10 protein-coding genes and 1 riboswitch are annotated in these 13484 nt (G+C 45.8%); of the genes, 5 read left to right on the forward strand and 5 right to left on the reverse strand.

Going from position 1 to position 13484, the window contains the following annotated elements; translation table 11 throughout:
• The first annotated feature begins 9 nt into the window (after positions 1-9).
• Together AB5217_RS07990 and rseP are read left to right on the forward strand one after the other, a co-directional pair.
• Positions 10-1179, forward strand: coding sequence for a 1-deoxy-D-xylulose-5-phosphate reductoisomerase (locus AB5217_RS07990; protein WP_004296793.1), 1170 nt, complete (start codon positions 10-12; stop codon positions 1177-1179).
• 129 nt (positions 1180-1308) lie between these two features.
• The gene (gene rseP / locus AB5217_RS07995) at positions 1309-2664 is read left to right on the forward strand and encodes an RIP metalloprotease RseP (RefSeq protein ID WP_004296792.1); all 1356 of its coding nucleotides are present in this window, start codon (positions 1309-1311) and stop codon (positions 2662-2664) included.
• A 110-nt stretch (positions 2665-2774) separates the two neighbouring features.
• Here the strand turns inward: rseP and AB5217_RS08000 are convergent, their stop codons facing one another.
• Positions 2775-3656 (reverse strand): hypothetical protein, encoded by an 882-nt coding sequence (locus AB5217_RS08000; RefSeq protein WP_070782524.1) that lies wholly within the window; start codon positions 3654-3656, stop codon positions 2775-2777.
• Positions 3657-3843: 187 nt separating this feature from the next.
• On the opposite strand from AB5217_RS08000, the gene AB5217_RS08005 reads away from it, so the two are divergent.
• The 3 genes from AB5217_RS08005 to AB5217_RS08015 all read left to right on the forward strand — a co-directional run bounded on the left by AB5217_RS08005 (position 3844) and on the right by AB5217_RS08015 (position 7167).
• A complete protein-coding gene (locus tag AB5217_RS08005; RefSeq protein ID WP_070782525.1) occupies positions 3844-5181 on the forward strand; it encodes a DUF5690 family protein in 1338 nt (445 codons plus the stop codon).
• A gap of 37 nt (positions 5182-5218) precedes the next feature.
• On the forward strand, positions 5219-6004 hold the full coding sequence (phnX, locus tag AB5217_RS08010) for a phosphonoacetaldehyde hydrolase (protein ID WP_004306877.1): 786 nt from the start codon (positions 5219-5221) through the stop codon (positions 6002-6004).
• Between the two features lie 74 nt (positions 6005-6078).
• Complete coding sequence (locus AB5217_RS08015) at positions 6079-7167, forward strand: 2-aminoethylphosphonate--pyruvate transaminase (protein ID WP_004306876.1); 1089 nt, start codon at positions 6079-6081, stop codon at positions 7165-7167.
• A 101-nt stretch (positions 7168-7268) separates the two neighbouring features.
• On the opposite strand, the gene AB5217_RS08020 is transcribed toward AB5217_RS08015, so the two are convergent.
• From AB5217_RS08020 to AB5217_RS08035, 4 genes are all read right to left on the reverse strand, one after another.
• Positions 7269-8672 (reverse strand): MFS transporter, encoded by a 1404-nt coding sequence (locus AB5217_RS08020; RefSeq protein ID WP_004296786.1) that lies wholly within the window; start codon positions 8670-8672, stop codon positions 7269-7271.
• Positions 8673-8877: 205 nt separating this feature from the next.
• Positions 8878-9336, reverse strand: a complete 459-nt coding sequence (nrdG, locus tag AB5217_RS08025) for an anaerobic ribonucleoside-triphosphate reductase activating protein (protein ID WP_004296782.1) — start codon at positions 9334-9336, stop codon at positions 8878-8880.
• A 2-nt stretch (positions 9337-9338) separates the two neighbouring features.
• Positions 9339-11732 (reverse strand): anaerobic ribonucleoside triphosphate reductase, encoded by a 2394-nt coding sequence (locus AB5217_RS08030; protein ID WP_032845258.1) that lies wholly within the window; start codon positions 11730-11732, stop codon positions 9339-9341.
• A gap of 39 nt (positions 11733-11771) precedes the next feature.
• A riboswitch (cobalamin riboswitch) is annotated at positions 11772-11966 on the reverse strand.
• 281 nt (positions 11967-12247) lie between these two features.
• Positions 12248-13084 (reverse strand): Rpn family recombination-promoting nuclease/putative transposase, encoded by an 837-nt coding sequence (locus tag AB5217_RS08035; RefSeq protein ID WP_032845257.1) that lies wholly within the window; start codon positions 13082-13084, stop codon positions 12248-12250.
• Between the last annotated feature and the right edge of the window lie 400 nt (positions 13085-13484).

Genomic DNA, 13484 nt, shown 5'->3' on the forward strand with positions numbered 1-13484 from the left:
AATAGAAAAATGAATATAGAGACTAACAAAAAGAAAAAACAAATAGCTATCCTAGGCTCAACAGGCTCCATCGGGACGCAGGCTCTGCAAGTCATCGAAGAACATCCCGACCTGTACGAAGCCTATGCGCTGACAGCCAACAACCGCGTGGAACTACTGATTGCCCAGGCACGGAAGTTCCAGCCGGAAGTGGTAGTGATAGCCAACGAAGAAAAGTATTCCGAACTGAAAGAAGCATTGAGCGACCTGCCCATCAAAGTGTACGCAGGCACAGACGCTATCTGTCAGATTGTAGAAGCAGGCCCCATCGACATGGTGTTGACAGCCATGGTCGGTTATGCCGGACTAAAACCAACCATCAACGCCATCCGCGCCAAGAAAGCGATTGCGTTGGCCAATAAAGAAACATTGGTAGTAGCGGGCGAACTGATTAATCAGTTGGCACAACAATATCGCACTCCGATTCTGCCGGTAGACTCTGAACACTCTGCTGTTTTTCAGTGTTTAGCGGGAGAAGTGGGTAACCCGATCGAGAAAGTGATATTGACAGCCTCCGGAGGTCCGTTCCGCACTTGCACCTTGGAACAGCTGAAATCCGTCACAAAGACGCAAGCCTTGAAACATCCCAACTGGGAAATGGGAGCAAAAATCACAATCGACTCCGCTTCCATGATGAATAAAGGTTTTGAGGTGATCGAAGCCAAATGGTTGTTCGGTGTTCAGCCCAGCCAGATCGAAGTGGTGGTGCATCCGCAATCAGTCATCCACTCGATGGTGCAGTTTGAAGACGGAGCTGTCAAGGCACAACTTGGGATGCCAGATATGCGCCTGCCCATCCAGTACGCATTCTCCTACCCCGACCGTATCAGCTCTTCTTTCGACAGACTCGATTTCTCCCAATGCACGAATCTGACGTTTGAGCAACCCGATACGAAACGGTTCCGCAACCTGGCACTCGCCTACGAAGCGATGTACCGCGGAGGGAATATGCCCTGTATCGTCAATGCTGCCAATGAAGTAGTGGTAGCCTCTTTCCTGAAAGACGGCATCAGCTTCCTCGGCATGAGCGACGTAATAGAGAAAACAATGGAACGGGTTGCCTTCATCGCCAATCCGACATACGACGATTATGTAGCTACGGATGCGGAAGCAAGGAAAATAGCAGCCAGTCTGATATGATCCGCTTCATCCCATTGATGAACAAAGAAAATAAAGAAATTGATTAGTATTAATATAAATTGAAAATAGCCTTTATATCCTCTCTTCGGTAGAGAATTAGTTGAAGGCTTTAAACTGTAAATAGACTATATGGAAACATTTTTGATTCGTGCCCTGCAATTGATTATGAGCTTATCCTTGCTCGTTATCGTTCATGAAGGCGGGCATTTTCTTTTTGCCCGTTTGTTTAAGGTGCGTGTAGAAAAATTCTGCTTATTTTTTGACCCTTGGTTCACCCTTTTTAAGTTCAAACCCAAGAAAAGTGACACAGAGTATGCAGTAGGCTGGTTGCCATTGGGCGGTTATGTCAAAATAGCCGGCATGATTGATGAGTCGATGGATACCGAACAGATGAAACAACCCGAACAACCGTGGGAGTTCCGCTCCAAGCCGGCGTGGCAACGTCTGCTGATAATGGTGGGTGGCGTACTGTTCAACTTCCTGTTGGCACTGTTCATCTACTCCATGATTCTTTTTGCATGGGGCGACCAATATATAAAGGTACAGGAAGCCCCTCTTGGTATGGAATTCAACGAGACTGCCAAAGCGGTAGGTTTCCAGGACGGTGATATCCTCCTTTCTGCCGACGGTGTTCCTTTCGAACGTTATGACGGCGACATGTTGAGCCAGATTGCCGATGCACGCGAAGTAAGCGTCATCCGTAACGGGGCAAAAGCCTCCGTCTATATCCCGGAAGACCTGATGCAACGTCTCTTGGCAGACAGCGTCCGCTTCGCCTCCTACCGTTTCCCGTATGTTATAGACAGCGTAATGGTGAACTCTCCTGCCGCACAAGCAGGAATCCAGGCAGGTGACAGCATCATCGCCCTGAACGGAACCCCGATCTCTTTCTCCGACTTCAAAGAAGCGATGGCAGAACGTAAGAAAAACGAAGCAACCCTGCTCAAAGACAGCATAGATCCGCGTCTAATCACGCTGACTTATGTGCGTAACGGTGCAACAGACACGCTAAGTATGCGTGTAGACTCCGCCTACCTGATGGGTGTAACCGCCTGTCTCGTCACAGACCGTCTGCTCCCTATGGTAAAAAAAGAATATGCTTTCTTTGAATCCTTCCCCGCAGGTGTCTCCCTCGGTGTGAAAACCCTGAAAGGCTATGTAGGAAACATGAAATACCTCTTCTCAAAAGAAGGAGCCAAACAACTGGGCGGCTTCGGAACGATCGGCAGCATCTTCCCCGCTACCTGGGACTGGCACCAGTTCTGGTATATGACAGCCTTCCTTTCCATCATCCTGGCTTTCATGAACATCCTCCCTATCCCCGCATTAGACGGTGGCCACGTGCTCTTCCTCTTCTACGAGATGATAGCCCGCCGCAAACCGAGCGACAAGTTTATGGAATACGCCCAGATGACCGGTATGATTCTGCTCTTCGGTCTGTTGATATGGGCTAACTTCAATGATATTTTGCGATTCTTCTTCTAGCGAATATAACAATAGAAAGATAGAGAAAACATATAAAAAGAATTATCCCGGATGAAAAAGGTTTTAAAAACCAATTTTCATCCGGGATCTTTTTTTATTGTTGTTTGTCTTTAAATCTTCAACATCTTCTTCTCTCTCTCCAAATCCGTCTCATCCAACTTAGGCGAAGGCACCGTGCACGTTTTGATATAATCTCCCTCCTGACACGTATAATTATAGTACACCTCCAATTCCGGAGTCAATTCCACCCGCGGAACCAGACACCCTTCCATCTCCAGAAACTGATTAACATCCGTACTATCCGACTGTTTCACCAGTACAATACGACGCGCAATCGGATTATGATTGTAGTCCAGACAGAGATAAAGCCCTTTCAGCATATTCGGAAACTCATAATGCGGAAGTTGCAGGTAAATAGTCACCAGCGCAAACTGTGGCAAATCCCTTTCGTTGAACATCAGGTAAGAGTTCTGATGATTACTGATAATCCCGCTCCCCCAATGCACCGACTTATACGCATTAATCATCCCCACCTTCACATACTCATTATTCTCGGAAGCACAAATCATGTACGGCTCGATCTTCAAGCTATCCGTAGAAGACGACAAACTGTAACTAAGATACATACCGCTATAATTATACACCTCCTGCATAGACTCCTTCGCCTCTTTCCCCAGCAACTTGATAAAAGAGTTGCCATTCTCCGCCTCGCTCTGCACGTCCGGCTCCATCTCCTGAAGCAACAGCCTCACCGATCCCACATTATTTAATAAGCGTTTCTTGGAAACATTATTCACCAGTGCCAAAGCTTCATCCAGCGCCTCGTCCGGTGTGCGTGTTTTCAATAAGTCGATATAAGCGGGAAGCACACTCGAATACAAAGCAGACAACACACTCGGAGCCATATCCACCCGGTCGGCAATTTCTTTCATCTTCACCCCGTTGTTGCGCAGGTACTCTATTCTTTTATAAATATCCGTAAGTTCGTCCATGATTTTTCGGTTTGTTAATTGATTCCGTTGCAAAGGAATGACTAAGGTATTATGTTTGTATTGCATGAATATTACATTAATATTTCAGTACACTTAAAGGCTCATATATACAATATGATTCATTGAAATTCATTTTTTCGTTCGCTCCGACACCCTACTTTTGCACCGGAAACAAAAAAATAGCATTATGAATTTCAAAGAAAAACTGTCGCCTTCGGCCCAAAAGAAACTTTCCGATTTACTCTTTATCCTTTATGCGGGAGGAGCGGCACTGCTATCCTATTCATTAGTCTACGCACTACGCAAACCGTTCACCGCCGCCACGTTCGACGGCATGGAACTATTTGGTATGGACTATAAGATAGCCACCAGCATCATCCAGATATTCGGATATATGGTATCCAAGTTTATCGGGATCAAACTTATTTCCGAACTGAAGAGAGAAGGCCGCCTGAAATTCATTCTTGTTTCTATTTTAGTGGCCGAACTCTCTTTGGTTCTTTTCGGATGCCTGCCCCGCCCGTTCAATGTGTTGGCGTTGTTCTTCAACGGACTGTCGCTTGGCTGTATGTGGGGAGTCATCTTCAGCTTCCTCGAAGGACGCCGGGTGACGGATCTGCTCGCTTCCCTTTTCGGACTCAGTATCGCAGTCAGTAGCGGCACAGCCAAATCCATCGGACTTTTCGTTGTCGACACCCTGCACGTCAGTGAGTTCTGGATGCCTGCTCTGATCGGTGCGGTAGCATTACCCTTGCTGGCAGGACTGGGCTATATCCTCGATCACCTGCCCAAACCGACTGCCGAAGACAAAGCACTGCGTGTGGAACGTGTCACTCTCAACAAACAACAACGCTGGAACCTGTTCCGCAGCTTTGCTCCCATATTGACACTGCTTTTCTTCGCCAACCTCTTTCTCACCATTTTGCAAGATGTCAAGGAAGACTTTCTGGTGAAAATCATAGACGTCAATGCCGCCGGACTTTCCCCGTGGGTATTCGCCAAAGTGGACGGTGTAGTCACACTGATTATCCTGGCTATTTTTGCCACCCTGGCAGTGATGAAAAGCCACATCAAAGTACTTTCCGTTCTATTGACCCTTGTCATTGCGGGAGCAATCACACTTAGCACTGTGGCATTCAACTACCATACCCTGCAACTTTCTCCGCTCGTGTGGTTATTTATCCAGAGCCTCTGCCTCTATTTTTCCTACTTGAGCTTTCAAACCATTTTCTTCGACCGCTTCATCGCCTGTTTCCGCATCAAGGGAAATGTAGGTTTCTTCATAGCGATGGTCGATTCCATCGGCTACACAGGCACAGTGGTGGTATTGGTAGTGAAAGAATGTTTCAACCCGGATTTGAATTGGCTGGAATTCTACAATACGATGGCAGGGACAGTAGGAATCGTCTGCACCTTTGCGTTCACCTTAGCAATGATTTATCTGACACAAAAATACAGAAAAGGGAAACAGGGTGAAATACGCGGGAACGAATCTTGCCCCGTCCCCTCCCTCGCTTCTTACTAATTTCTGACGAATAAACCAATATTATATAGAAACAAGAATGAAAAAGATTGAATGTATTATTATGGACTGGGCTGGTACAGCCGTTGACTATGGATGTTTTGCCCCCGTGGCTGCTTTTATCGAAGCATTTGCCGAAAAAGGACTGGTAATCGATGTTGTACAGACCCGCAAACCAATGGGACTACCCAAGATTCAACACATCCGCGAACTACTTTCCATGCCTGACGTGAACGAACAGTTCACCGCCCGTTACCAACGCGCCTGGACGGAAGAAGACGTGGTAGAACTAAACCGCCTTTTCGAGAAGCATCTCTTCGCCTCTCTCGAAAACTACACAGACCCTATTCCGGGAGTAATCCCAACTTTGGAAAAATTGCGTGCCGCAGGTATTAAAATAGGATCGACCACCGGCTATACCCGCGAAATGATGGATGTAGTTCTCCCCGCCGCACAGGCAAAAGGATACCACGTGGATTATTGCGCCACTCCCAACCTACTTCCCGCCGGACGTCCCGCTCCTTACATGATTTTTGAGAACCTGACGAAATTAGCAGTCCCCAGCCTCGACGCCGTTATAAAAGTGGGTGATACGATTGCCGATATTCTCGAAGGAGTGAACGCGAAAGTGTATAGTGTAGGCGTGATTCTCGGCAGCAATGAAATGGCACTTACCGAAGCAGAAACAAAATCAATGCCTGCCTCCGAACTCGAAGCCCGCATCGCCGATGTCAAAGAGCGCATGCTTGCCGCAGGAGCTTCTTACGTGATACGCACTATCGAAGAACTTCCCGCACTGATTGAAACGATCAACGCCGGCAACTAACATTCAAGCCCGCACCCAACAATCAGAAAAGAAACAAAATCATTTATTTATTCATTTCTAAAGAAAACATCATTATGAAACCATATTTGTTATTAACTCCGGGACCTCTAACCACCTCTGAAACAGTAAAAGAAGCCATGATGACCGACTGGTGTACATGGGACGAAGACTACAACCTCGGCATTGTTCAGGAACTCCGCAAAGACCTGGTTAACATCGCCACTAAAAAACCGGAAGAATACACTTCCATCCTTTTACAGGGAAGCGGAACCTATTGCGTGGAGGCCGTTTTAGGCGCCACCATCACCCCGAAAGACAAACTCCTGATTTGTAGCAACGGAGCCTATGGCGACCGTATGGGCAACATTGCAGAATATTACCATCTCGACTACGACATGCTGGCTTTTGAAGAAACAGAGCAGGTATCAGTTGAATATGTAGACGATTATCTTAGCAATAACTCCGATATCACACATGTCGCTTTCGTTCATTGCGAAACAACGACCGGTATCCTGAATCCGATCAAAGAACTGTCCCACATCGTCAAGATGCATGGTAAAAAGCTGATTGTAGACTGTATGAGCAGCTTCGGAGGTATCCCCTTAGATGTAAACGAACTCGGTATCGACTTCCTAATCAGCAGTTCCAACAAGTGTATTCAGGGTGTACCGGGATTCGGATTCATCATCGCCCGCCGTTCGGAATTAAAATATTGCAAAGGAGTGGCACGCTCTCTTTCCCTGGACATCTACGACCAATGGGAAACAATGGAAAAAGGACACGGAAAATGGCGCTTCACTTCACCGACACACGTTGTCCGTGCTTTCAAACAAGCCCTGACCGAATTGATTGAAGAAGGAGGTGTAGAAGCACGTTACCAACGTTATTGCGAAAATCACCGTATTTTGGTGGAAGGAATGCGTGCACTCGGATTCAAAACACTGCTCGAAGATGACATCCAGTCGCCTATCATCACTTCTTTCCTTTATCCGCATGAAGGATTCGACTTCAAAACATTCTATTATGCACTGAAAAATAAAGGATTCGTGATTTACCCGGGAAAGATTTCAAAAGCAGATACCTTCCGTATCGGAAACATCGGTGATGTGCATCCGGAAGACTTCCGCCGTCTGGTAGAAGTCATACGGGAAACGAAATACTAGAAAGTCAAATCTTTCAAGTTCATCTTGAATGATTGCTTACTGATATGTTGTATGATGTTCCTGTGAAGTTCTGAAAGACTTAATCCTCTTTCAGGACTTCATTATTTTCTTTTCAGGGTGGAAGGCTGTGATAGCCTCAAGCTACTGACGATAGCTGCCACAACGGCAAACCCACTCCCCACCATCAGGCAAACAGCCGTGCTCCGGCTATGAGTGACAAAGCTGAAAAGCAAGGCAACCAATGTTGTTCCGGTGGTCTGTCCCAACAGGCGGGCCATTCCCAGCATCCCACTGGCCCCTCCCGAACGCTGCGTAGGAGCGGAAGAGATAATCGTGCTATTGTTCGGCGTCTGAAACAATCCGAAGCCCGCACCACACAACATCAAACGCAGGATGATACTTATATCAGATGATTCGGCAGTCAGACTGGAAAGCGAGAAAAGCCCGATGGCAAACAAAACCATCCCGATACTTCCCAGTATACCGGGGTGAATACGCTCCACGAGATACCCTGCCAATGGAGCCGTGACCAGCGTAGCCAACGGCCACGGAGTAAGCAAAAGTCCGGTCATCACCTCACTGTGTCCTAAAGTGTTCTGCAGGAAAAAAGGCAGGGAAACCATTGCCGACATTTGAGCGATAAAGGAACAAATGGAAGTCAGGATGGATAACCGGAAAATCGGAATCCGCAACAGGTCGAGCGGCAATAGAGGAGTAGTCTGCGTGAGTTGCCGGCGCACATAGTACGTGCCTACCACTGCCAATACAACCAGTTGGATGAAAAGGAAATCCATTTCCTCGTGATGGGCGAATCCGTCCAGCGTATATATAAGCAGGCCGAAGGTAACCGCATTCGCTATGGCACTGATATAATCGAATTTGCGTTTCGAGCGTTCCTCCTGCCTTGGCAGATGTTTGATGCCGAGAAACAATGCGGTAAGTCCTAACGGAACATTAATAGCAAATAACCAGTGCCAGCTGGCAATAGAAAGAATACCGCTCGCCACAGAAGGCCCGGCGGCAGCCGATATGGCAACGACCATCGCATTAATCCCCATTCCCCGCCCAATCTGGCTCTTCGGATAGATGTAACGTAGCTGTGCCGTATTCACGCTGGTGATGGCAGAGGCACTGAACCCCTGAAAAATACGGGCGACGGTTAGCGTCCAAAACGAATCGGACAAGGCACAGATCAATGAAGTGATGCAAAACAGGCCGATACCCGAAAGAAAGACTTTCCGGTAACCGATGATTTCACCCAAAGCGGAAAAAGACAGTAGCGATATGACGATGGCCAGCTGATAGCCGTTGATAATCCAGGTGGTTACAGCGGGAGAAGTCCCAAAATCATGCGAAAGCGTGGGTAGTACGATATTGACGATGTTAATATCCAATACCGACATACAAAGAGCGAATCCAACGGACACCACCGCCCAAATACGCTTAGGCATCGGCAATCCGTCGGTTTCCTCTATTTTTTGAGTTGAATTTATCGATTGTACCATAAAAACTTATTCTTGTAAGTAGTCATTCTTTTTTCACCATAAAGCAACGCAGGGATGCAAACACAAACACCACCGACTACAAAAAAAGCACCGCGTTACTCCGTGATGAAAAATGATTCACTTGGTTTCGTAAAGGTAAACAAAACAATGGTACAGGTGTTTTTGTTTCCTTTGAAAAATAAGTTTTTTTAGTGGAGAAAAGTCGTTACTTCAACTTCAAGATCCGTTGATTACTGCTTCCCCTGAACTCCAGATACGGAGAGAAAAGAGCCTGCTCGAAGCGTCCGTCCACCAACACATCTATATAATCAAGAGCAGCACTCAAGCGGGGCTGTGCCTTGATTTCTTCGTAGCTATATCCTGTATAGCACCACACATTCATCCCCGTCTCCTCTTTCACCCGTTTCAGTAAAAGCAGAAACTCCTCCGGATGGAAGAACGGATCACCACCGGAAAAAGTAACACCGTCCAGCAAAGGATTTGCCTTGATTTCACGGATGATGGACTGTATTTTTTCTTCCGTCAACTCTTCCCCCGCCCTCGGATTCCAGCTCTCCGGGTTGTGGCAACCAGGACAGTGATGGGAACATCCGGCAAGATAAATAGAGTACCGGATGCCTTCACCATCGACAATCGTTTCAGGATAAGTTCCTAATAAATTCACTTCTACAGGTGTTTTACGCGGTCTTGTTCTTCTGCCCGTTTAGCAGAGTTCCAGGAACTCAAATCGCCTGTCAGGTAACCGGTTATACGGCGCATACGAAGGATGCTTTCACTCTGGCACACCGGACATTTATCGAAGATAACCCCTTTGTAACCACAGTTATGACAAGTATCTACCGGGTGATTGATAGAGCCGTAGCCAATCCCCTCGTCGTGCATCACTTTCACAATCTTGGCGATGGCACGTACATTCTTCTGTGCTTCACCGTCCAGTTCTACATACGTGATATGTCCGCCGCGCGTAATAGCGTGGAACGGAGCTTCACGCTTGATTTTCTCAACGATGCTGATCGGTTCTTTCACGTCTACGTGAAAAGAGTTGACATAATAGTCGCGGTCTGTCACTCCGGGGATTTTTCCATATTTCCGACGATCCATTTTAGTGAAACGTCCCGAAAGTCCTTCGGCAGGAGTAGCCAGAACGGAGTAGTTCAGGTTATATTTCTCTTTATATTCGTTTACCACTTTATTCATTTCCATCACCGCTTCATACAGCGTGTCCCATGCTTTCTGGTTGTGGCCGTGACCTTGTCCGTAGAGAGCCACCATCGCGTTGTGTCCGCCGATAAATCCGATACCCAGCGTACCGCTGCGCAATGCATCACCCACCTGTTCATTCGGGTTCAGCTCACCGCCGCCTTTCCACACATTATTTCCCATCATGAACGGGAACTGACGTGCCAGGGCCGTACGCTGATACTGATAACGCTCGTAAAGCTGATCGGCTACAAGCACGGACATTTGGTGTACGGATTCGATGAAAATTTCTTTTGCCTTCTGTTCAATGGCATCCTTGTTGCGTTCATCCTCTATCAGGTTTTCCGCCTTGATGCGGGCTTCAATCGCCAGTCTCGGCATATTCAGCGTAGTGAATGAAAGATTGCCACGACCTAAAGAAGATTTTTCTCCTGCCACGTTTTCAAAGACACGGGTGCGACAACCCATCGTCGCCAATTCGTAGATGTAACGTTTCGGATCGTCCGCTCTCCATTTCTCGTTCTGATTGAAAGGTGCGTCGAGGAACATGAAGTTCGGGAACAATGCTTTCGCCGTAGTCTGGCAAGCCTTTAATAACAAGTCGAAATTAGGCGCCTCGTAACGGTCGGTCATTGCCTCTTCGATATTTTCCGCTTTCATTGCTTTCTCAAAGTCTTTTTCCGAGTAAGAAACTCCGTCTTTCACCTTGAAAATCTGGATCGGGAATACAGGCACCTCACCTCTTGTACCCAATCCTTCAATGGTAGCTTTCAGCAATTCTTCGATCACCATGCGGCCTTCGGCAGAAGTGTCCGTACCGTAATTGATGGAGCTGAATACCACCTGATTACCGCCACGTGAATGCATCGTGTTCAGGTTGTGGATAAATCCTTCCATGGCCTGATGGGTATCTTTGCGAGTCTGCTGATAAGCTTTCTCAACGATACGGGCAAGGTGTTCCTTATCTATAATAATCTGTAAAGCCACCAAAGCAATGCGCAATGTTTCGCGTTCGGCTTCAGTAGTCTTGATAGACGGAAGATATTCATTAATCAATGTGCGGATGGATTTCTCATCGGCCTGATTTCCGTTTTCCATGGCGACATAGAAATTGATGAACGATGCCAGATGCTTGCGGAAAGATTTGGCCACACCTTTTGCCATGAAGAAATCGAAAGCAGGAATTGCCTGTCCGCCATGCTGCTCATTCTGATTCGTCTGGAAAATAATGGTAGCCAACGTAGCATAACTCTGGATGCTTTGCGGGGTACGGATACTACCGTTCTTGGTGCGAAAACCACGTTCAAAGAGGTCATCCATATCATATTGGATACAGGTCGTCGTCTTTGTCGGATAATAATCCAAGTCGTGAATGTGAATATCTCCCAACTGGTGTGCTTCGGCAAAACGTTTCGGCAACAGATATTTATACGTATAATCTTTGGTTACTTCGGAAGCGAACGTCATCATCTGTCCGGCAGGCGTGTGACTGCTCATGTTGGCATTGCTCAAGTTGACATCGTTCTTGTCGATAGCAACGATGCCGTCCATCACTTGCTTCATCTGGGTTTTCTTATCGCGCTCTGTATTCCGCCATTCGCGATAAATAATATATTTCTTCGCTACTTCCGGGCGTACTTTCATCAACGACTTTTCTACTAAATCCTGAATCTCTTCTACGGTAATAGTAGGAGTAGTAAACTGACTGATTACGTTCATAGTGATGTCAGCCACCAACTGCTGCTCATCCTGAATACCTGTTGCACTGAATGCTTTACTAATTGCATTCTTGATCTTACTGATAGAGAAATCTTCTCTCTTACCATCACGTTTGATGATACAAATTTCCGCGTAGTTCATAACTTTAACTCCCGAAAGTTTAAATTTAAAATATTGATAACTAAAAGAAAAAGTTCCGGCAGGTCTTCTGACTTATCCCTCCCTCGCAACACCTTCCCACACCGACATCGATGCAGTGGCTTATTGTGCGGATTCTTAGAGAATTACAGCAGCGGGTACTGTCGCCGATTTACACAGCGTTCCCTCATTGACTAAACCTCTTTTAGCTCCGAAACCGGATACAAAGATAGAAGATAATCTAATAGCTTGGTTAGCTTTTAACATTAAATTTCGGGAAACATTTCTTTCTCGCTGATACAGAAAGTTTTCCAAAACGGAAAACTTTTTTCTGATTTTAACGTGGATAATATTCCAATTTCGTTTATTTCACCCAAAAGACATATATAGTTTTTAGCTACTTCACTCTTAGCGAAAAAAGAATGTGTTAAAAGTCTCCACAACTATCTTTTGCTTCATAAGTTACAGACTATTTTTCACTTTCGACCAAACCTTTCTTTCCGATAAAATGAAAGAAATTATAATTTTTCGATTTCTTCTTTCGAAAGCCCGGTAGATTTTATGATAATATCGTCAGCCACTCCTAATTCTTTCAAATTACGAGCTGTTTCTTCTTTACCTTTCTGCAAACCTTTTTGCAAGCCTTTCTGTTCAGCAAAGTCCAATGTATTAAAATAATCGTTATAAACTTTCCATTCTTCTTCATACCGGGCTCTTTCCTCCTGGGTCATATTTGCTTTGGAAGCCAACTTTTCAAGTCGCTCGAAGACGGCCTTGCGAGCCTTGAAAGGCATCCGGTCAAGTGTATCCATATGCTTTAGTATATAAATCCAGCGTTCAAAATCATTTTCACATTCATCCTCCTCTTTGTTGAAGTTCGGCAGTTCGATAAAAATCTGCCGGAACTTGTTGCTGAAGAGCTTCCCCGTATCCCTGTCAGAAAGAACGATATCCGTTCTGATTTTAGAGGGCATATCCTTGTCCATCACGAAATTCATGAAGAACACTCCGTACACGGCATCCAATTGAAAGTTCCAAACTCCCCTTTTCGCCTGCTGCGTAATGGCCCTAGAAAGATAGAAGAGGGCACGATCTTTAAAGTAAGGCTGTTCCCGGTTCTGCATTTCTACGATAATACGTTCACCGGTATCGGTTACGCAATAGATGTCGTAGATAAGACCTCGTTCTGTTTTTACTTCCGGCTGCTGTTCACTGTTAAGGAACTGAATGTCGGTAATCACATGCTCTCCTACGAGCAAATCGTTCAAGAAGTCGATTAACAACTCCTTTTCTACCTCTCTGCCGAATAAAAACTTAAAGCCAAAATCGGTAAAGGGATTGATAAATCTTCCCATTATATGCTGTGTCTCAATTACAAAACAAAGATAGAGTTTTTTTGTTGAATACGGTCAAGAATAGAAAAAAATAAATGGGTACAAAAAAAGAAGCTGCCTCATTCATCGGGAGACAGCTTCTTCATTTGAACCTTGAGCCTTACTTTACTTTCACTTTATGAGTTGCTCCACGTTTGTTACCGGTTCCGTGAGCTATGTGCGGGCGGCACGTTTCGTTTTTTTTCAGGATCATTTTTTTACACGTACACTAATCTTTTTCCGTCTTACTGCTTCTCCGATGACGGAACCGCAGAACAGCCTCAAGAATGTCTAACAACTTTTCCAGTAATAATTTCATTCGCTTTTCTATTAAGGTTGATAATCTATTTTATATCGGTCGAAGTGCAACCATCAGCTATAC

This window comes from Bacteroides sp. MSSM.1001136sp1_RTP21357st2_D2_RTP21359_211015 (assembly GCF_040913205.1).
GTDB classification, from domain to species: Bacteria; Bacteroidota; Bacteroidia; order Bacteroidales; family Bacteroidaceae; genus Bacteroides; species Bacteroides ovatus.

Coding starts and splice junctions, on each gene's coding strand:
- phnX (WP_004306877.1), top strand. CDS start 5,219: ATGAAAAAGATTGAATGTATTATTATGGACTGGGCTGGTACAGCCGTT.
- AB5217_RS08000 (WP_070782524.1), bottom strand. CDS start 3,656: ATGGACGAACTTACGGATATTTATAAAAGAATAGAGTACCTGCGCAAC.
- AB5217_RS08035 (WP_032845257.1), bottom strand. CDS start 13,084: ATGGGAAGATTTATCAATCCCTTTACCGATTTTGGCTTTAAGTTTTTA.
- rseP (WP_004296792.1), top strand. CDS start 1,309: ATGGAAACATTTTTGATTCGTGCCCTGCAATTGATTATGAGCTTATCC.
- AB5217_RS08015 (WP_004306876.1), top strand. CDS start 6,079: ATGAAACCATATTTGTTATTAACTCCGGGACCTCTAACCACCTCTGAA.
- AB5217_RS08005 (WP_070782525.1), top strand. CDS start 3,844: ATGAATTTCAAAGAAAAACTGTCGCCTTCGGCCCAAAAGAAACTTTCC.
- AB5217_RS08030 (WP_032845258.1), bottom strand. CDS start 11,732: ATGAACTACGCGGAAATTTGTATCATCAAACGTGATGGTAAGAGAGAA.
- AB5217_RS07990 (WP_004296793.1), top strand. CDS start 10: ATGAATATAGAGACTAACAAAAAGAAAAAACAAATAGCTATCCTAGGC.
- AB5217_RS08020 (WP_004296786.1), bottom strand. CDS start 8,672: ATGGTACAATCGATAAATTCAACTCAAAAAATAGAGGAAACCGACGGA.